20 protein-coding genes and 1 riboswitch are annotated in these 19699 nt (G+C 51.3%); of the genes, 17 read left to right on the top strand and 3 right to left on the bottom strand.

Annotated features, from left to right (window positions below):
• Positions 1–47: 47 nt before the first annotated feature.
• Both H70357_RS23115 and H70357_RS23110 read right to left on the bottom strand, forming a co-directional pair.
• On the bottom strand, positions 48–1523 hold the full coding sequence (locus tag H70357_RS23115) for a copper amine oxidase N-terminal domain-containing protein (protein ID WP_081965891.1): 1476 nt from the start codon (positions 1521–1523) through the stop codon (positions 48–50).
• A gap of 53 nt (positions 1524–1576) precedes the next feature.
• Positions 1577–2941 carry an MBOAT family O-acyltransferase gene (locus H70357_RS23110; protein ID WP_038594613.1) on the bottom strand — a complete coding sequence of 455 codons (1365 nt, stop codon included), beginning with the start codon at positions 2939–2941 and terminating at the stop codon, positions 1577–1579.
• A gap of 193 nt (positions 2942–3134) precedes the next feature.
• On the opposite strand from H70357_RS23110, the gene mscL reads away from it, so the two are divergent.
• The 12 genes from mscL to H70357_RS23050 all read left to right on the top strand — a co-directional run bounded on the left by mscL (position 3135) and on the right by H70357_RS23050 (position 13318).
• Positions 3135–3533, top strand: a complete 399-nt coding sequence (mscL, locus tag H70357_RS23105; RefSeq protein ID WP_038594612.1) for a large conductance mechanosensitive channel protein MscL — start codon at positions 3135–3137, stop codon at positions 3531–3533.
• 101 nt (positions 3534–3634) lie between these two features.
• Positions 3635–3804: riboswitch (FMN riboswitch) on the top strand.
• Between the two features lie 223 nt (positions 3805–4027).
• Positions 4028–5128, top strand: coding sequence for a bifunctional diaminohydroxyphosphoribosylaminopyrimidine deaminase/5-amino-6-(5-phosphoribosylamino)uracil reductase RibD (gene ribD / locus H70357_RS23100; protein ID WP_038594611.1), 1101 nt, complete (start codon positions 4028–4030; stop codon positions 5126–5128).
• A gap of 72 nt (positions 5129–5200) precedes the next feature.
• Positions 5201–5869 (top strand): riboflavin synthase, encoded by a 669-nt coding sequence (locus tag H70357_RS23095; RefSeq protein WP_038594610.1) that lies wholly within the window; start codon positions 5201–5203, stop codon positions 5867–5869.
• A gap of 62 nt (positions 5870–5931) precedes the next feature.
• Positions 5932–7185: a bifunctional 3,4-dihydroxy-2-butanone-4-phosphate synthase/GTP cyclohydrolase II gene (locus H70357_RS23090; protein ID WP_052092204.1), complete on the top strand. Its 1254-nt coding sequence runs from the start codon at positions 5932–5934 to the stop codon at positions 7183–7185.
• 39 nt (positions 7186–7224) lie between these two features.
• Positions 7225–7692 carry a 6,7-dimethyl-8-ribityllumazine synthase gene (gene ribH / locus H70357_RS23085; RefSeq protein ID WP_038600255.1) on the top strand — a complete coding sequence of 156 codons (468 nt, stop codon included), beginning with the start codon at positions 7225–7227 and terminating at the stop codon, positions 7690–7692.
• 141 nt (positions 7693–7833) lie between these two features.
• Positions 7834–8625, top strand: a complete 792-nt coding sequence (locus tag H70357_RS23080; RefSeq protein WP_038594609.1) for a segregation and condensation protein A — start codon at positions 7834–7836, stop codon at positions 8623–8625.
• Positions 8594–9211 carry an SMC-Scp complex subunit ScpB gene (gene scpB / locus H70357_RS23075; RefSeq protein ID WP_038594607.1) on the top strand — a complete coding sequence of 206 codons (618 nt, stop codon included), beginning with the start codon at positions 8594–8596 and terminating at the stop codon, positions 9209–9211. The genes H70357_RS23080 and scpB overlap by 32 nt, the downstream gene beginning before the upstream one ends.
• A gap of 161 nt (positions 9212–9372) precedes the next feature.
• Positions 9373–10059, top strand: a complete 687-nt coding sequence (locus H70357_RS23070; protein WP_038594605.1) for a DUF2953 domain-containing protein — start codon at positions 9373–9375, stop codon at positions 10057–10059.
• Positions 10060–10176: 117 nt separating this feature from the next.
• Positions 10177–10665, top strand: a complete 489-nt coding sequence (ytfJ, locus tag H70357_RS23065) for a GerW family sporulation protein (protein WP_038594603.1) — start codon at positions 10177–10179, stop codon at positions 10663–10665.
• Between the two features lie 196 nt (positions 10666–10861).
• Positions 10862–12061, top strand: coding sequence for a D-alanyl-D-alanine carboxypeptidase family protein (locus H70357_RS23060; protein ID WP_038594601.1), 1200 nt, complete (start codon positions 10862–10864; stop codon positions 12059–12061).
• A 51-nt stretch (positions 12062–12112) separates the two neighbouring features.
• On the top strand, positions 12113–12778 hold the full coding sequence (locus tag H70357_RS23055) for a nucleoside recognition domain-containing protein (protein ID WP_038594599.1): 666 nt from the start codon (positions 12113–12115) through the stop codon (positions 12776–12778).
• A gap of 51 nt (positions 12779–12829) precedes the next feature.
• Positions 12830–13318, top strand: coding sequence for a spore maturation protein (locus tag H70357_RS23050; RefSeq protein WP_052092630.1), 489 nt, complete (start codon positions 12830–12832; stop codon positions 13316–13318).
• 30 nt (positions 13319–13348) lie between these two features.
• Here H70357_RS23050 and H70357_RS23045 read toward each other — a convergent pair whose 3' ends face one another.
• Positions 13349–14713: an erythromycin esterase family protein gene (locus tag H70357_RS23045; RefSeq protein WP_038594595.1), complete on the bottom strand. Its 1365-nt coding sequence runs from the start codon at positions 14711–14713 to the stop codon at positions 13349–13351.
• A gap of 240 nt (positions 14714–14953) precedes the next feature.
• On the opposite strand from H70357_RS23045, the gene H70357_RS23040 reads away from it, so the two are divergent.
• The 5 genes from H70357_RS23040 (at position 14954) to ccsA (ending at position 19656) form a co-directional block, all read left to right on the top strand.
• Positions 14954–15298, top strand: coding sequence for a peptidoglycan recognition protein family protein (locus H70357_RS23040; protein WP_038594593.1), 345 nt, complete (start codon positions 14954–14956; stop codon positions 15296–15298).
• Positions 15299–15318: 20 nt separating this feature from the next.
• On the top strand, positions 15319–16077 hold the full coding sequence (locus H70357_RS23035) for a pseudouridine synthase (protein WP_038594591.1): 759 nt from the start codon (positions 15319–15321) through the stop codon (positions 16075–16077).
• A 110-nt stretch (positions 16078–16187) separates the two neighbouring features.
• The gene (resA, locus tag H70357_RS23030; RefSeq protein WP_038594589.1) at positions 16188–16712 is read left to right on the top strand and encodes a thiol-disulfide oxidoreductase ResA; all 525 of its coding nucleotides are present in this window, start codon (positions 16188–16190) and stop codon (positions 16710–16712) included.
• Positions 16709–18397, top strand: coding sequence for a cytochrome c biogenesis protein ResB (gene resB / locus H70357_RS23025; RefSeq protein WP_038594587.1), 1689 nt, complete (start codon positions 16709–16711; stop codon positions 18395–18397). Before resA ends, resB begins: the two co-directional genes overlap by 4 nt.
• Positions 18394–19656, top strand: coding sequence for a cytochrome c biogenesis protein CcsA (gene ccsA, locus H70357_RS23020; RefSeq protein ID WP_038594585.1), 1263 nt, complete (start codon positions 18394–18396; stop codon positions 19654–19656). Before resB ends, ccsA begins: the two co-directional genes overlap by 4 nt.
• The last annotated feature ends 43 nt before the right edge of the window (positions 19657–19699 follow it).

Raw genomic sequence — 19699 nt, 5'->3', positions numbered from 1 at the left:
TCTGCCGTGTGCTCTTTTTCTTATTGGAATTACACAATCCACTGTAGTTATGGAGTAAGGCTGTAGCGGATCCAGTTCCCCTTATTATCGGTAGTGACATCCCAGCCCAATTGTTCGGCGGTAAAGGCGAGCGGGATCAAGACTTTGCCTCCGACGAGCAGCGGAGCGGCTTCCAGGTCTGTGCTAGTGCCGTCCACAAGCGCTTTACTGCTGCCGACAGTCATTGCAATACTGTGCCCGCCGGACGTTAGCGTTACTGTTTTACTGGTTCCATCCCATTCCACTTTAGCCCCCAGGGCAGGCCCCAGGTCTTTGGCAGTCAGCCACAGCTCCTTGTCCCCCTGGATCAGCCTGGTGGTATATCCCAGCTGCACTCCACCGAACTGAACGCTGCTCTGATAGAGGTTCCCGCTGAGGTCGGTAACGGCACTTTCCGCCTGGGACTGCAACTTATTGTTAAACTCGTCGATGTTTTCATCTGTTACAAGATAATCCGGATTCTTCTCTCCGATGGCCTCTGCAATCCAGCTGTTAACTTCTTCGCTGTGATGGCTAAGATCCTTGTACAGATCAAGGTTGAACGTCCACTTCGATTCTGCCTGAAAATCATATAGCGACACATTATCGAACTGCCGGAATTGCTCGTACATCCATTTGCGCATCACCAGTTGATTGCCAAAGCGGATAGGATTATCAGAATTCCAGGCAACCTGCCTCATCACGCTGTAGGGAGGATAATAGAAGTAGAACTGCACGTCAGGATATTCCTTCAGCAGCGGCAGAATATAGGTATTGAAATGTGCCTGCAGCTGATCGGTGTTTTCCTCGTTAAGCCCGAAGTATAACTCGTTGCCACTGGCTTTCAGGTAGGCTTTGGTTACATATTGTTGGCCGAACTTAACTACACCGTTCCAATTGTTCAGATATTCCAGCTTTTTTCCGGGCTCACCGGTGAGTGTGCTTTTGAGGCTGGGCCAGAATAACTGCGTATACACCGAGGAATTGAACCAATACTTGTAATCGGTCCATAGCTTGCCGTCGTACAGATAATCGGGGAATTCTTTTGCCGCCTTTGTGGTTTCCAGCTTCAGGGAGAAATAATCCAGCCCCCAGAGGACCTGCTTTACTTTGCCGGTTCCCAGAGCAAGCTTGGCGATTTTATAGTGCTCATCGACAGTTGATCCCTCCATAGACAACTTCATTGTGGTTCCGCCTAAGGTTTTGTCTACTTGAGAAGGCAGAAAGTTCTCGGTCATGGAAGTCCCGATAATAATATTGTTGTAATCATAGTTTTTGGCCAGCCCGGGATTCTGGTAACGTTCCTCCTGTGAGAAAACCGGGGTATACCATGAGGATTTATGATAGAACTGCAGCGGATCCAGGAATATGGTAAGAAGAGCGGCGAGAGCTGCGAACGAGAACAGAAACAGCAGGAATAAAGTCATCATTTTTTTGGAACGGGCATGCAATCCGCGTGGCTGTGCCGGGGTTTTAGCGATTTGAATATGGGGTACTGACATCATTCGAACCTCCTAAGCAAATAGTGTGAGCGAGTTTGACGGGATCGTTTACTGGATTAGAAGTTAAAATACAGGAACGGAGTGATACGGTTGAAGAAGAACAAGGAAATGACGAAGATCAGAGCCATGGCCATAACCGTCTTCCAGCTTCGCACCTGAATTTCTGTCTTGTGCCGCAGCAGGATCACGCCGAGCAGGATAACAATTAGGACGATAGCCCACTTTAAGCCGCTGACTGCAGAAGTTCCCAAACCGTTTATTCCGCTCATTCCTTTTAATAGTCTAAAGGCTATCGTAAGATTCTCCGCGCGGAAGAATACCCAGGTTACATTTATAAAGGCGAAGGTGAGTAGCCATGCGATACCCTTGGGCAATGGCGTACCCCGGCGTGCCCACAGCTTCTCTACCGCTTGCCCGACTCCGTGCAGCAGCCCCCAGAGTACGAACATCCAGCCTGCCCCATGCCATATGCCGCCAAGCAGAAAGGTAATGATCACATTACGGATGGAGATCCAGAAGCCCTTGCGGTTGCCCCCAAACGGAATATAGATATAATCCCTAAGGAAGCGGCTGAGCGTCATATGCCAGCGTCTCCAGAAGTCACGGATACTCAGGGCGCGATATGGAGCATTGAAATTTTGCGGCAGTACAATATTGAAGAGCAGGGCAATGCCGATCGCCATATCCGTGTACCCGCTGAAATCAAAGTAAAGCTGGAGGGTATAGGACAGCACAGCCACCCAGGAGTCCACGAAATGAGCAGCGGAGGTAAAGCCGTTATTGGCAAAGCCGGCCAGGGTATCCGCGATGATCACTTTCTTACCGAGGCCGATACTGAACAGCAGGGTACCCTTGAGGACATTGTTCCAGTTCCAGAGCTTGCCCCGCAGTCTGTCGAACTGAGGCATCATCTCCTTGTGGTGAAGGATCGGACCGGCAATCAGATGGGGGAAGAAGGTAACGAATAGTATGTAATTGACGAGACCGTATTCACGTGCCTGATGCCGGTAGGTGTCGACGAGATAGGCAATTTGGGTAAAGGTGAAAAAGCTGATCCCAAGCGGCAGCAGTAGGTGAAGGGGAGCCGCATTCCAACCCGTCAGCCCATTCCAGTTCGTGATGAAAAAATCGGCATATTTGTAGTAGCCCAGCAGCAGGAGATTGGCGCTTAAGCCGAAGATTAGCAGTGTGCGGGGGCGGGATTTTCCGCTGTGTATATACCAGCCAAGCGTGTAGTTGAACAGAATGGACAAGAGGATCAGCGGGATGTAGCGGATATTCCACCAGCCATAGAAGACCAGAGAGGACAGCGCAAGCCACAACTTGGCGTACTTAAACAGGCGGATGCGGTTTAGTGCAAAGTAGCCGGCCAGCACAACAGGCAGGAAGCCGAACATAAAGATGTACGAATTAAATAACATTTTGACCCCTCGTTTACAACAGATTTGGTATAACAATCACTTTAAGACTCAGTTCTAAAGACTTACCGGCACTAAATCTAATGATTTTCTTAAGAAAATTCTCCTTTCCGGGAGAACAAGGCCGGAGATTTATTGTCATCCGCAGGGGAAATGCTATAATAGTTTAAATTCGAAGTTTTGGAGGGAATCTGCAATGTGGAAGGAATTCAAAAGTTTTGCCATGAAAGGAAATGTGCTTGATCTCGCCGTTGCTGTCATCATCGGGGCAGCTTTCGGTAAAATCGTTACCTCCCTGGTCGCCGACATTATTATGCCACTGGTGGGGATGCTTAGCGGAGGGATTGACCCTTTGAAGAAGCTTAGCTTCACTTTCCGAGAGGCAACGGTGAACTACGGCTTGTTCCTGCAGGCAGTGGTAGATTTCTTTATTATTTCTTTTTCCATCTTTTTGGTGATTAAGCTGGTAGGCAAATTTAAACGCAAGGAAGTCGTAAAAGTCGAAGTGGTCGAAACCCCGGCACCAGATCCGGAAATTGCCCTGCTGACAGAAATCCGCGATTTGCTGCGGGCGGAAAAACAGAGTGAAATCTAGAAGTAGGTTACATAAATAAAGTAAATATATTAAATGCACTTGCTTTTCCTGCCGCTAAGTGATAATTTTGTTGTAGGCAAAACTTAATTCAATTGAATATATCAATCCTTCAGGGCAGGGTGTAATTCCCTACCGGCGGTGATGCTGCTGTATATGGCCGAAATGCCAGTATCAGCGCTTAGTCCGCTACCCGCTTCGTATGTTGCATACGGACGGTGGACCCGGTGTAATTCCGGGACCGACAGTATAGTCTGGATGGAAGAAGGAGAGATTGACGTTCTGTGCTTTGTATAGGCAGGCGTACTGCAGTGTTTTCGAATATTATGTGCGAACTTTCACAATGCCATGTTAGTGGCGTTTATTTACGCACCATTTTATTGGACTGCCGGCAAACTCTCGTATAACCCGTCTTGAACTCCACCTGGAGATTGAGACGGGTTTTTCTGTTTTGGACTGGAAGCATGAATACAAGGCAATGGGATTGGAGGCAAGGCATGGATACAATGAACGACCAGTTTTATATGGCGCTGGCGCTGGATATGGCGGAAAGAGCACAGGGACAGACAGGCATCAACCCGGTGGTGGGCTGTGTTGTAGTGAAGGACGGCGCGGTGATCGGCCTCGGCACTCATTTGCAGCGCGGAACAGGGCATGCCGAGGTGCATGCGCTGAATATGGCGGCCGGCAAGGCGCAGGGAAGTACAGCATATGTGACCCTTGAGCCGTGCAGCCATTACGGCAAGACGCCGCCCTGCAGCCAAAGGCTGATTGATGAAGGTGTAGCTCGTGTAGTGGTAGCGTGTGAAGATCCCAATCCGCAGGTAGCAGGCCGGGGCATAGCCATGCTGCGGGATCAAGGGATCGAAGTTGAAGTGGGGCTGCTGCGCAGCCGTGCCCTGCGGCTGAACGAGAAGTTCATCAAGTACATTCTGACGAAGCAACCTTTTGTCACACTGAAGAGCGCCAGTACACTTGATGGCAAAATCTCTACCCGGACCGGGGACAGCAAGTGGATATCTAACGGGCAGGCACGGGAGATAGTACATACCCTGCGGCACCGTCATCAGGGAATTATGGTCGGCGTCAATACGGTTATTGCCGATAATCCTTCCCTGACCACAAGAATGGTGGTACCCGGACTCAACCCTGTCCGGATTGTGATCGATTCTTCGCTGCGTATCCCGCTGGACTCCGCCGTTGTTACCGACGGGCAGGCACCTACAGTTGTGGTGACTACAGAAGCAGCCGATCCGGTCAAGCATGAGGCGCTTGTGGCGGCAGGGGTTCAAGTCATCATCTGCGGCACGGGGCCGCGCGTGGATCTGCAAAGTGCCATGACTAAGCTGGGCGAGATGGAGATCGGCTCCATACTGCTGGAAGGCGGAGGCACACTGAACGGCTCCATGCTGGAGGGCGGACTGGTTGACCGCGTGGTGCTGTTCTTCGCTCCCAAGATCGTCGGCGGCGGGGCCGGAGCGGCCGGAACCTTCGAATTCCCGGGTGTCGGGCTGATGAAGGACGCCATCACGCTTGAGGGATTGGAAGTGGAAGTGCTCGGGGATAATGTGTGTATCAGCGGCACTCCAATCCGCTAAGTAACAGCAGATGCTAACAAAGCTTAAGCATATGCTTGCAGTGATCCTAACCAAACTTGTAGGAGGGGTTCTATGTTCACCGGCTTAATTGAGGAGATCGGTGTGCTGCGCAGTGTCTCCAGCGGAGGCGAGATGATGGTGCTGAATATCGGCGCTTCCCTCATTATGGATGACCTGAAGATTGGCGACAGTGTATCCGTCAACGGGGTCTGCCTGACCGCAACGTCTTTAGGCGACCATTATTTTACCGTCGATGTGATGCCCCAGACCTACCGCAACAGCAACCTGAAGGAGCTGCGGACCGGCGGCAAAATGAATCTGGAACGGGCAATGGCCGCCGGCGGGCGTTTCGGCGGGCATATCGTTCAGGGGCATGTCGACGGCACCGGCGAAATCCGGAGCGTGAAGCGTGACCAGAATGCGGTTGTGTTCGAAATTGCACCGGACCGCAAATCGCTGTTCAAATACATTATTCCTAAAGGCTCCATCACGATTGACGGCATCAGCCTGACGGTCGTAAATACGACGGCTGCAGCGTTTACCGTGTCGATTATTCCGCACACGCTTGGAGAAACTGTACTTACGCACAAACGCTCAGGCGACAGCATCAACATTGAGTGTGACGTGCTTGGCAAGTATGTGGATCATCTCCTGCATTACAGTGCGGGCGCAGGACATGAGGAAGATGAGAACAGTTCCCGGATCAGCCGCGATTTCCTGGCGGCCAACGGGTTTGTATAAATAAGACTAGGCTTACGGATAGCCTGTGAGGGCAACGTAAAGTGATATAGGAGGACAGAAACATGAGCCAAGAGCCCAAGCAAGACAGCGTCCTGGACCCGATTGAAGACGCTATTTATGATTTGATGCGCGGCAAGGTGATCATCGTAGTTGATGATGAGGACCGCGAGAATGAAGGAGACTTCATTGCTCTTGCCGAACGCGCTACACCGGAAGTAATTAATTTCATGATTAAGGAAGGCCGGGGGCTGGTCTGCCTGCCGATTACGGCGGAACGTGCGGAGGAGCTGGATCTGCAGCCGATGGTCAGCCAGAATACTGACAATCATGGCACTGCTTTTACCGTGTCCATCGACCATAAAGATACCACAACCGGTATTTCCGCAGGTGAAAGATCCATGACCATCAAAGCGATTATGGACCCCAACGCCAAACCGTCCGATTTCCGCAGACCGGGGCATATGTTCCCGCTGATTGCCAAGAAAGGCGGCGTACTGCGCCGTTCCGGCCACACTGAGGCTGCTGTTGACCTAGCCCGCATGTGCGGCGCATATCCGGCAAGCGTCATCTGTGAAGTGGTCAAAGAAGACGGAGAGATGGCCCGGCTGCCGGATCTGATCGAGATCGCCAAGAAACATGATCTGAAGCTGATCAGCATCAAGGACCTGATCCATTACCGCAACGAGAAGGAGCATTTAGTCACCCGTGAAGTTTCAGTGAATCTGCCTACGGATTTCGGTCTTTTCCAGACGATTGCCTACACGAACGAAGTGGATGACAAAGAGCATGTCGCGCTGGTCAAAGGCGACATTTCCGGCGAGGAGCCGGTGCTGGTCCGTGTGCATTCCGAATGTCTGACCGGTGACGTGTTCCACTCGCACCGCTGCGACTGCGGGCCGCAATTTGAAGCAGCGCTGCGCCAGATTGAAGCGGCTGGCAGAGGAGTACTGCTCTACATGCGCCAGGAAGGCAGAGGCATCGGCCTCATTAATAAGCTGCGTGCCTACAAGCTGCAGGAGGAAGGTCTGGATACGGTGGATGCCAACCTGAAGCTCGGCTTCCCGGCAGACCTGCGAGACTACGGTATCGGGGCACAGATTCTTAAGGATCTTGGCGTACGCCAGATCAAACTGCTGACCAACAACCCGCGCAAGATCAAGGGACTGGAAGGCTACGGCCTTGAGGTTGTGGAGCGTGTGCCGATTCAAATGCCGGAGAACAAGGACAACACGAATTATCTTCATACGAAGCAGGCCAAGCTGGGACATTTACTGACTTTTGACAATATTGAACAAAATGAAGATTCCAAAATTTAACCATAAAACTAACTTACCAATGAAGGGTTGATGAGCACAATGCCGAATTATTTTGAAGGACATTTAGTATCCGAGGGTTTAAAATACGGGGTAGTCGTAGGACGTTTCAATGAGTTCATTACAAGCAAGCTGCTGTCCGGTGCACTGGATGCGTTCAAACGCCACGGTGTTGCCGATGAAGAGGTGGATGTGGCATGGGTTCCGGGCGTTTTCGAAATTCCGCTGATTTGCCAAAAGATGGCCGAAAGCGGCAAATATGATGCCGTCATCGCGCTGGGCACCGTCATCCGCGGTTCCACTACGCATTATGATTATGTATGCAACGAAGTGGCTAAAGGGGTGGCAGCCATTAATCTTAAAACGGGTATTCCTACTATTTTCGGTGTTGTTACGACCGAGAATATTGAGCAGGCCATCGAGCGTTCCGGAACCAAAGCAGGCAACAAAGGCTGGGATGCTGCGACGTCGGCTATCGAAATGGCAAACCTTAACAAGCTCTTTAAGTAAGACAGCCTCTTGACGAAACAACTATAATCGTGCTTATTTATAAGTATAAGAAGAAAGCATGGACTATAAAAACCCTTTCTACTTGTGTAGCGTCCCTATAGCGGCGCTGCACTTTACTTTTTTTTGGCGGGAGGAAACCGCGTGACTGTATTGTACAAGCTGGAGACGTTCGAAGGTCCGCTCGATCTGCTCTTGCATCTAATTGACAAAGCGGAAATCGACATCCAGGACATTCCGGTCAGCGTGATTACCGAACAGTACATGGATTACCTGCAAACGATGCAGGAGCTTGAACTGGATATCACCAGCGAATTTCTCGTTATGGCTGCAACCCTGTTGTCCATCAAGAGCAAGCTGCTGCTGCCGAAGCCGCCGGTCATTGAGATCGAGGATTTCGACTATTACGAGGATGATGGCTATGATCCGCGTGCAGAACTGGTTCAGCGGCTGATTGAATACCGTAAATTCAAGAACATTGCTGTGCAGCTGCTGGATATGGAGAGCGAACGCAGTCTGATCTTTACGAAGGAGCCGGAGGATCTGGGTCCTTTCGTGCCGACGCAGATTGATAACACACTGAAAGGGTTACATACGTCTGACCTCATCGCCGCATTCCGCAAGGCGCTTAGCAAGGCGGCTCGAAGATCCTCTTATCAGCGGATTACCCGCGATGAAATTTCAGTCAAGGACCGGATTCGTGATGTTTCAGAGGCGCTGCAGCGCAAAGGGGTGGGCGGCAGGCTGCGCTTCTCGGCGCTGCTGCATGATGAGATGGCCAGACATGAGATCGTGACTACCTTTCTGGCGATCCTGGAGCTGATGAAGATGAAGGCCATTTACTGTTATCAGGAGAAATTGTTTGAGGATATTGTGATGGAGTGGAGAGGAGGAGAGGAATTCAGTGGATTACAAAACGCTGAAATCGATTATTGAAGGATTGCTGTTTCTGTCTGGCGACGAAGGGTTGTCGGCGCGTCAAATCGCCGAAATCACCGAGCAGCGTCCAGATCTGGCGACAAGTGCACTGGAAGAGCTGAAGGACGACTACATCAACCAGGGCCGCGGTCTGCAGGTCGTGCAGATCGCCGGGAATTACCGGCTGGCTACGCTGCCGGAGCATGCGGCTTATTTTGAACGGCTGGCCTATTCGCCTTCAAGATCTTCTTTATCCCAGGCGGCGCTGGAGACGTTGGCCATTGTGGCCTACCGCCAGCCGATTACCCGGGTGGAGATTGAGGAGATCCGCGGGGTAAAGTCTGAACGGGCGATTCATACGCTGAACAATAAGGATCTCATTCATGAGGTCGGGCGTGCCGAGGCTGTAGGCCGTCCAATCCTTTACGGAACGACCAAATCGTTCCTTGACAGCTTTGGACTGGCCAGCCTGAAGGAGCTGCCGGAGCCGTCTAACTTCGATAACTCCGACGGGCTGGAAGAGGAGACACAGCTTCTTTTCAGCAAGCTGGACAGCCAAATGACGTTCGATGATGTTGAGCAGCCGCAGGGTATTGAGGAGTAAAGCATCCTCATACGGATCAACTGTGAGCTGTAAATTTATGTTGAAATGCCGTTGTCTCCTAGGAGAACAACGGTTTTTTTGCGTCCATCCGAATTTTTTCCAGCCAAGTTTGCCATACTAAACCAAAGGTTCCTATTATAAGGATGCTTGGAGGGTAATCCGTGACGTTATGGCTTGTTATACCTTTGGCTCTTCTGCTGGTTGTCATTGTACTGGTCCTGTCTTCTTCCATTCATTTTCACTTCCGATTGTGCAGACTTGGCAAGGATGACCGGGTGGAATTTGATATTAAGGCTTTATTTGGGTTAGTTAAGTTTCATTATGAACTGCCAGCACTCGTATATGAGGGTATGGAGCGGGGAGTGAGGGTGAAGCTGGAAGAAAGCGGGATCGCACCCGTGAAGAAGGATGCCGATAAAGAGGAGCAAATTGATAAGGAGGCTGTGTCAGGCTGGATCGATAATCTAAAGGCAGCGCTGCGGGCGACCCGGGGGTTGAACAAGTGGCTGAAAGGGCTGATGGCCCATGTCAAAATATCAAAGCTCGACTGGTCGACGGATTTTTCGCTTGGCGATGCAGCCTATACAGCAACAGCAGCGGGGGCTCTGTGGGGAATGAAATGGAGCCTTATTGGCTGGGTTTCGCAATTCGTCCGGCTGCAGCACGCTCCGCGTCTGTTTGTCGCACCGGTGTTCCGCGATGAGCTGTGCTACTCCACAGAGGCAGTATGTGCCGGCAAACTGTCCTTAGCCTACACCCTTTACGCGGGAATACTGCTGCTGCGCCGGATCACTAAAGTGAAGGGGGGACTGGCCCGGTGGAAACAGCTATTGAGCCACAAACAGTAAGGGAAGCTCCAACTGCCCGGAAGATAGAAACGACTTACATACAAATGTAGTGATATGGGAATGATATACGCTGTGGAAGAAAGAGTATTTCCCTAGAAGTTAAAGGAGGATAATAATATGAGTGACCATCCGATTCAAGGTCTGATGCAGACCGCGATGGAAAATATCAAAGGCATGGTGGATGTTAATACAATTGTCGGAGATCCTGTAGAGACACCGGATGGCAGCGTCATTCTGCCGATCAGCAAAGTGGCATTTGGTTTTGCCGCAGGGGGCAGCGACTTTCGGGTGGAGGATGATGCGCCGGGTGTGAACGGCAGCGGCTCCAGCGTTAAAATGCTTCCATTCGGAGGCGGTAGCGGGGGCGGTGTATCCATTCGCCCGATCGCTTTTCTCGTAGTGGGCAGGGAAGGCGTGCATATTGTGCCGCTTGATAATCAAACCCATCTGTTCGAGAAAATCATCGACGCCACTCCAGCGCTGATCGACAAAATCCAGAATATGTTCCAAAATGGTGCTCCTGTCGGGGCGGAAGTTGTAGGTGCCCCTGCTGCAAAGCAAGCAGTTAAAACAGATCCTGCAGCCAGCAATTCATCGACACACTAGCGGAGAAATCAGGGATATCGCCTTAACCGGGGCGGTATCCCTTTTTTTGAGAGTTACCTAGTCGGTATCCAATCCTCATACATAGAGAGGACTTAAGAGAGGGACATACCTGTCCGCCATGCTGCATACACTTGTACAACATAGCGTGATCCGCACCTTAACCTGACTTAAGAACTGAGAAGAAAGAAGCCGGAGGATGAACATGAAGAGATTAACTTTTAAATCGTCTTTGATCCTGATATTGTGCCTGTTGCTAGTTGTTTTGCGTCCGCTGCCAGTACTCCGGGCCGAAAACAGCTCCATCTCCACTCATGCCAGGGCTGCGGCTCTGATTGACGTGGAATCCGGAAGGCTTCTGTACAGCAGCAGGGGAGATGAACCTATGCTGATCGCCAGTCTGACCAAAATTATGACCGCCATAGTGGCTATAGAAAATGGGGATTTGACCTCCAAGGTCAAAGTAGGTAAAAACGCTTTTGCCAAGGAAGGATCTTCACTGTTTTTGAAGCAAGGGGAAGAAATGAAATTGGAGGATATGCTGTACGGGATGATGCTGCGTTCGGGAAATGATGCAGCAACAGCAATAGCCGAGCATGTCGGCGGTTCTGAGCAGGGTTTTGTCTATCTGATGAATCAGAAGGCGGAGGCGCTTGGTTTAACCCACAGCCATTTTGCCAATCCGCATGGTCTGGATGCCGAAGGCCATTATTCCAGTGCCAATGATCTGGCGGTGTTGACCGCCTATGCGCTCCACAATCCTGTATTCAAGGAAATCGTGAAGACGCAGGAGAAGACGGCGGACAATCCTTATGAGAAATGGGACTACAAGTGGAGCAACAAAAATAAAATGCTGCGGCTCTATGAAGGAGCAGACGGCGTAAAGACAGGCTATACCAAAAAAGCGCTGCGCTGCCTTGTCAGCTCTGCCACAAGAAACGGACAGCAGCTGGTTGCGGTCACAATCAATGACGGAAATGACTGGAATGACCATGCATCCCTGCTGAATTTCGGTTTCAATCATTATCCCCTCAAAACGTTAATCGAACGCGGCGAAGGGATCAGCGGTTACAGCTACGTGACCAGTAAATCCTTTGCCTACCCGCTTGGACAGGGAGAAGAGGCGAGGCTGTTTACCAAGCTTGAGCTGAAACGGGAAGCAGCTGTGCCGAAACAGGCGCGCAGCAGTGATTTTGGCTTAAAAGGCGTGCTAGTCCTGCAGCTGGGCGGCCAGGAAATCGGCCGGGTACCCGTTTATGAGCCGGAGCAGCTTCCCCCGGAACAGTCGGCTTATACCAAGAAGTACAGCGCGGCCCTAGCCCCTGCTTATCCGGCGGGGAACTGGCTGCAGGCGCTTGGCAGTGCGCTGCGGGCACTTTTTCAGCGGGGGGACAGCTGAGCATATGCCGTTTCTTACATGTAGATAGAACCGGGATGGGGAGGGATACACATGATTAATGGAATCTGGCTCGGAATGATCCTGATCGGCTTCGTATTTGCCGCTGTGAACGGGCGGATGGACGAGTTTACAGCAGCAGTGTTTGACGGCGCCAAAAGCGGGGTTACGGTAAGCTTCGGCCTAATCAGCGTGCTGGTTTTCTGGCTCGGAATTATGCGGGTGGCCGAGGATGCCGGATTGCTCAGGAAAATCGCCAAGGTACTCGGACCCGTAGTCTCCTTTCTATTTCCCGATGTTCCGAAAGGCCATCCTGCGATCGGCTATATCCTTTCCAATATGAGCGCCAATCTGCTTGGCCTTGGCAATGCCGCAACCCCTATGGGCATCAAGGCGATGCAGGAGCTGCAAACGCTGAATCCGGACAAGGAGACCGCCACCCCGGCGATGTGCACCCTGCTGGCGCTGAATACGGCAAGTATTACCCTGATCCCGGCTACGCTGATAGCGATCCGGCTCAACTACGGCTCAGCCGATCCTGCCGGCATCGTCGGTACGACGCTGGCGGCGACTGCGGTGGCGACGATAGCTGCCATCGCCGCCGACAGGCTGTTCCGCCGGCTGACTCTAATGCGCAGGCCGCCGAAACCGCCGGCGGTAAAGTCCGGCGATTCAGCCAGAGGCAGCACAGCGCTTCCGCATTCTTCACTGAAAGGGTGAGCTTCCGTGTTCCAGTTAATCAGCCTCATCTCGGCCTGGGCGATTCCGGTTATGATCACCTTTATCCCGCTATACGCCTATTCGCGCAAAATTCCAGTCTATGAGTCCTTTGTGGAAGGGGCCAAAGACGGCTTCGGCACGGCGATTGCCATAATCCCGCATCTCGTCGGCATGCTTGTCGCCATCAGCGTGTTCCGCGCCTCCGGTGCGCTGGATTTCTTCATGGGCTTCATCGCCCCAGCCCTCAAAGGCTTGGGCGTGCCACCGGAAGTGCTGCCGCTGGGCCTGCTGCGTCCGCTGACCGGGACAGGCTCCCTCGCTTACACCACCGACCTGATCCGTGTCCATGGCCCGGACTCCCTGATCGGGATGATCGCCTCCACGATCCAGGGCAGTACAGATACGACACTGTATGTTCTGACCGTCTACTTCGGCGCTGTGGGTGTCCGCAACGGCCGCTATGCCCTTAAAGTCGGTTTGTTCTCAGACGTCATTGGCTTTATCGCTGCCATCGCCGTATGCCTGCTGGTGTTTGGGTAGCAGGCAACCGGGTGCCGCCGGATCGTCTGCTTAATAGGCACGTGTTGGCGGAGATACTTTATCAATGAGAATCAGGCCGTCGAACTGCTCCTTCGGAACGAATTTCATCACCATCGGAGCAATGACCACTCTGGTGAGCCCGTCCTCTGCAGCATATAGAGATTGAAACATCCATTTGTTGCCTGCGTCTGCTTGGGTATGCTTCGTGAGGTCAACGAAAGTACGGGAGTATCCGCTTTGCATGATTCTTCCTTCCAAGGTTCCCTTTGGCATCGGCCCGATAGAGAATTCCTTCAATGTTGTAAGATTAGCTGCTTTGCCCCTATTCATATAAAAACCGACTACATACATCTTATCCTTCAACTTCTGATGCAGCAGTTCGCCCATGCTGGTAAAGCTGTTCTGCCATTTCCCTTGCTCGAAGATGCGCATGTCCGAGGTGTTTTTAGCCAAATGGTCGTTGTGGGCCCACAGAATGATCTTTTTGCCGGGGTATCTGACCTTCATCAGCCATTCCACATGCTCAGCCATTATTCTGTCCCGGGCCTCATAAACTTCCCGCACATTGGCTACCTGCCCTTGCGTGAAAAATTGCACCCGGTCTTCCAGTCCTTTCAGAATCGTATCAGCTGTGTGGGGCGCACCGGGATAAAAAGCGTCGAACTGTTGCCGGCGTTCCTGGATGTACCTGATGTATTCTTTATATTTAGGAACATACTTTTGTATGATTTTTCCTATTTGCTGCTGGTAAACTGGATTGCTCTTGTTCTCCAGAGCGTATTGTTCAGTCAGCCCAAAATAGGTTTTAATGGCTTCATTATCAAAGTCCATAAAGGCTTTGCCATAGTCCTTATTCACCTTGGAAATGAAACTGCGCGTAGCCACTGCAAACAATGGGGAGGTATACTGCATATCATATCCGGCCAGCTGTAAAGGCTTGTCCGTCTGGCGCGATTGTTTCATGTAGTTGAACAGCTCCAGGGTTTCTGCGGATTTCCAGACGTCAAATATTGAATTATCCATCATCTCTGCTGCGGTTAATTCATCAGCAACATCGTTAACGACGGAAGCTTCAGCCAGACCTGATTCAAAAGCGATGACCTCAAATCCCAGTTCCTCATGTAAATATTTTACCAGCCTCGTCTTCATGCTGGCGTATTCGCCTACCCGGTGAAAGTTCTCGCCAAGGCTAACGACCGTCTTGTCCTTCAGCAGCGGCTTCAGGAAAGAAAGATCGCTGTAATCCCCGCTTGTCAGTGATTTAATCTCATGCGCGTATGGCAGCGGATTCGGCGCCGGCTGTGCGGCAGACACTGGAAGGGACCCTCCAAGCAGCAGCCCAAGTACAGATGCAACCGTGAGCGTTCGGATTTTCCATGATCTTTTAATCAACATACGTATTCCTCCATTGCTAGATATAGTGTTATTGCTGTCCTTTTAAGCCTAAGGTGGCCACGCCTTTGTAACAATCGATTTACATGACTAATTCCTTACATGCAAATCATGTTATGTTCGCATGCACTGTTCGCTATGAACGGACGATTTCTCTGCGGCGCGAAAATTAGCACCAATTTCTCACCCTGCTCTCCTCCACTTCATATGCTATTGCAGCAATACGGAGGGAGGCCACATGGGATGGAATATAAAGGTTTTATTCTGCATCATTCCCGCTGTCCGTCCATTAACGGCAAGGGCTTTGACTTTTGGGTCGGGGCAGACGGGGGGATTTATGCCGCCCCGCTGCTGACAGATCCGGATTATATCCACGTCTGTCTCGAAGGGGATTTCGGGGCGGAAGACAGTGTTCCGCCGCTTCCGGGGCGCAAAGAGCAGTTGTTTGCAGCAGGTAAATTGATTCTGGAGCTGGCTGCCCGTTACCACATTTCCCCTTTGCTGGTGGAACCACACAGCAATTCTTGTCCCGGAGCATTTTTTCCATGGAATGAACTTGTGATTTATGCCTCTGATGGTTATCATTAACCTGAGGTGAGTAGTCGAAAATGGAAAGATTACAGAAAATATTGGCGCAAGCAGGTGTTGCGTCCAGACGCAAGTGTGAAGAAATGATTTTGGCCGGTAAAGTGGAAGTCAACGGGGAACTCGTAACTACGCTTGGCACGAAGGTGGACCCCGAACAAGATATTATTAAAGTTTCCGGGCGTTTGATCCGGGGAGAGAACAAGATTTACATTATGTTTAACAAGCCCAAAGGTGTCATTACAAGCGCATCTGATCCCAAGGGCCGCAAGGTGGTAACGGATTACCTGAAGGGCATTAATGAGCGCGTATACCCTGTAGGCCGCTTGGACTATGATACGGAAGGATTACTGCTGCTGACAAATGACGGAGAGTTTGCCAACTTGCTCACGCATCCGAAGCACCATGTACCGAAGACGTATTTGGCCACGGTCAAGGGTGTGCCGCATGGTACTGCACTGGACAAGCTGAAGGCAGGCATTAAGCTGGAGGACGGTATGACCGCTCCGGCGGAAGTCGAATACAAAGATGTGGATGAAGTCAACAAAGAAACCGTAATCAGCATTACGATTCATGAAGGGCGCAATCGTCAGGTCCGGCGGATGTTTGAAGCAATTTCTCATCCTGTAATCCGTCTGAAGCGGATTTCCTTCGGGGATATTTTGCTGCAAAATCTCAAACGCGGCTCTTATCGCCACCTGACCAAAGATGAAATCAATCATTTGCAGCAAATGGCCAAGGCTGGAGCGCTAAAAGCAAATACGACACGCAAGGACACATAAAGTTCACATTTCCCCCTCCTAAAACTGTGACAATATTCGGTATAATGTTCATAGGATGTTCACACCTAACAACTAAAGTATGAGTTGCGTCACAGAAGGGGGCTTCGCGTGTGGGCAAAGCGAGAAAGCCGATTCAAATCGTAATTCTGTTTTTGATACTTTTGCTTGGAGGTTATGCAATCGGTTCCTCCGTATTCGGAGGAGACGGAAAACCCCGGGAGGGCGGAAGGGCGCCGTCCTTTGAACTGTTGGGACTAGACGGTTTGACCCATACGCTCGAAGAGTACAAGGGCAAATCGGTTGTGCTTAATTTTTGGGGCTCGTGGTGCGGCCCTTGTGTGAAGGAAATGCCTGCTCTGCAGGCGCAGTGGGAGAAATGGAAAGATCAAGGTGTAGTGGTCGTGGGGGTTAACGTCGGCGAGGATCAGATGACAGTGGAGAATTTTGTTAAGCTTGTCGAAATTGATTTCCCGATTGTCATGGACACCGGGCGGGATGCCGTCCGCAGCTATGGCGTATCCCCATTGCCCACCACCTTCTTTATTGATAAGAAGGGCAAAGTGGACAGCATTCATATCGGACAGCTGGATCTGAACTCGCTGGAGTCCCAGATCGGAAAGCTGGTGAACGAATGAAGAAACGGACGCCGCTGATCAGCAATACCAAATGCGAATGCGGGCATCAGAATCCGGTAGGTACCGTTCTGTGCGAAGCCTGCGGCAAGCCGCTGGAGGAGAAGGGAAGTTCCTCGGGAGAGAATCTTGAAATGCGCTACGATGGAGTTGCCCGCCGTTCACAGCGTGTGAATCCCGGAGTGATCGACCGTGTGTGGAACTTTTTTTCCTCTGTCAAAATAGCGATTTACCTGATTGTGCTGACGCTGCTGGGCTCCATGCTGGGTACGATTTTCCCGCAGGAGAGCACTTTTCTGAACATTGATGCCTCAACGTATTACAAAGAAACGTACGGAACAGCCGGGAATATTTATTATAGACTCGGCCTTTCGCACACCTATGAATCCTGGTGGTTCGTAACCCTGCTGGTAATGATCGGAGCTTCACTGGTGATCTGCAGCCTGGACCGCGTACTTCCGCTGTACAAGGCGCTGACCCGCCAGAAGATCCGCAAGCACCGGCAGTTTCTGACCCGCCAAAAGGCTGTTCTGGTCACTGGTGTACAGGAAGACCCGGAGACTTGGGTGGCCGGAATTGTAGAGCCGCTTAAGAAAAAAGGCTACCGTGTAAGGACAGAGGGTGGCGCTCTGCTGGCAGAGAAGCACCGTTTCAGCCGCTGGGGACCCTATGTTATACATATCGGCCTGATTATTTTTTTGCTTGCCGTACTGGCGAGAGGACTGCCGGGGCTGAATATGGATCAGCATCTCGCTTTTCCGCAAGGGGAAATGACTAGGATTCCGGATACCACTTATTATTTACTCAATGAGAAGTTTACAGTGGAATTTTACTCGGAAGCAGAAATGCCTGAGGAATTCCGCGGCAGGAAAGTGCTGCCGAAGCTGTATGAGACAAAGGCTAAGCTTTATGAATGCACCGCCGATTGTGTCGATCCTTCGAAGGAGCCGCAGCTCGCAGAGGTGACCTCCCATGATATCCGTGTGAATTCACCGCTCAGCTACAAAGGTTTGAAAGCGTATCAGTTTGATTATGACCTGACTCCTGTACTGCGCTCAGTACAGCCTGAGCTGGTGAATTCAGCTACGGGTGAGGCATTCGGCAAGTTCAAGCTGGAGATGAAGAACTCTCAGCGCACCTTTCAGGTCGGTCCCTACACCCTGGAGCTGAAAGAGAAATATATGGATTTCGGCCTGAACGAGGAGGGGCAGCCGGTATCCAAATCGCCTAATCCGAATGCGCCTGCATTCCTTTTTCTGATTACGGGGCCGGACCTGCCGGCGGAAGGGCAGCAATATTTCTATTTTCCGAAGGCGATTGACAAGGATCAGTTCCAGCAGCAGACGATCAACGATAAGCTGGGAGGCGGCAGCCGGTTTCTGGAGCTTGAAGTGAAGAGCATGAGCGATGTTGATTTTGCAGAGTCCACCTCCTTCCTCAATGTGCGTGTGGACCGTGCAATGCCCTTTGTCTGGATCGGTGCCGGGATCGTAATGCTTGGGCTCGTGCTTGGCTTCTACTGGCAGCATAGACGCATCTGGCTGGCGCTGGAGAACGGAGAACTTGTACTGGGTGGCCATACGAACAAGAATTGGTTCGGCTTCCGCCGTGAGATCGTTTCTATTCTGAAGAAGATAGACATGACAGTCGATGAAAAATCATTGGACAACGGAGGAGGCATGGCATGAGCTTGCTCGATTTCAGCAGTGATGTCTTTATCATCGCATTTTTCTTATACAGCGGTGCGTTTATGTTGTTCACAATCGCTATTATGGGGCGCAGGTGGTCCGGCAGAAAACCGGAAGAGCATACCGCGCGCTGGGGCAGAATTGCGTTTATAATTTCCTCTTTGGGCCTCATTTGCCACATGGCTTATTTCATCACCCGCTGGATGGGATCGGGTCATATTCCGGTCAGCAATATGTATGAGTTCATGACCTTTTTATCCATGATGGTGATGGTTGCCTTCACAGTAATCTTCGCCATCTACCGCAAGATCATTCTCGGCGTCTTTGCGGTACCGATCTCCATCATCGTTATGGCTTATGCGGCAGTATTTCCGCAGGAGGTTCAGCCGCTGATACCTTCATTGAAATCCATCTACCTGAACATTCATGTTACCCTGGCTGCCTTGGGCGAATCATTCTTCGCAGTCGGCTTCGCAGCCGGTCTGATGTATCTGCTGCGCACAGTGAATTTCGACAGCGCGGAGCGGAGCGACCGCAAGCAGCAGCGGCTGGTCGAATTTACTCTCTTTTCGATCATTGTTATAATAGGGTTTCTCGGGAGCGTCTTTGCTTTTCGCGGCGCCGGATACGAAACTGTTTTCGTTCGTTCCAACGTTACGATTGACAGCCCCGGGCAGGAAGATAGTACAATAGAAAGAGTGAGCTATAAAATGCCGCCGATTGTGGCGCCGTATCATAGCGAAATTGAGCAATTCCAGTCGTTTCTTGGCATGAAGGAGCCTCTCTTCGAAGCGCCTTCATGGATGAATGGTGTCAATGCGGGACGGAAATTCAACACGGTTATCTGGTCGCTGATCTCCGGCGCGCTTATCTATGGACTCCTGCGCCTCATTGTCCGCAAGCCGCTAGGCAAGGCCATACACCCGGTACTGGACGGAATCGATGAGAATGATCTCGACGAAATTACGTACAGGGCTATAGCCATTGGATTCCCGATTTTTACACTGGGTGCGCTGATATTTGCCATGATCTGGGCTCAAGTAGCCTGGGGCAGATTCTGGGGCTGGGATCCCAAAGAAGTGTGGGCTCTCGTCACCTGGCTGTTCTACAGCGCCTATCTCCATTTGCGGCTGGCCCGCGGATGGCAAGGGCGCAAATCCGCGTGGCTCGCCGTACTCGGCTTTCTGGTCGTAATGTTCACCTTGGTGGGCGTTAATCTGGTCATCGCCGGGCTTCATTCTTATGCGGGGACGGACTGAGCAACTTTGTTTACTAACGCAGCACTTGGTTTTAAGATAACGT

Origin of the sequence: Paenibacillus sp. FSL H7-0357 (genome assembly GCF_000758525.1) — a bacterium.
Classification (GTDB): Bacteria; Bacillota; Bacilli; order Paenibacillales; family Paenibacillaceae; genus Paenibacillus_AQ.
This window is presented reverse-complemented; position numbering and strand designations above follow the sequence as displayed.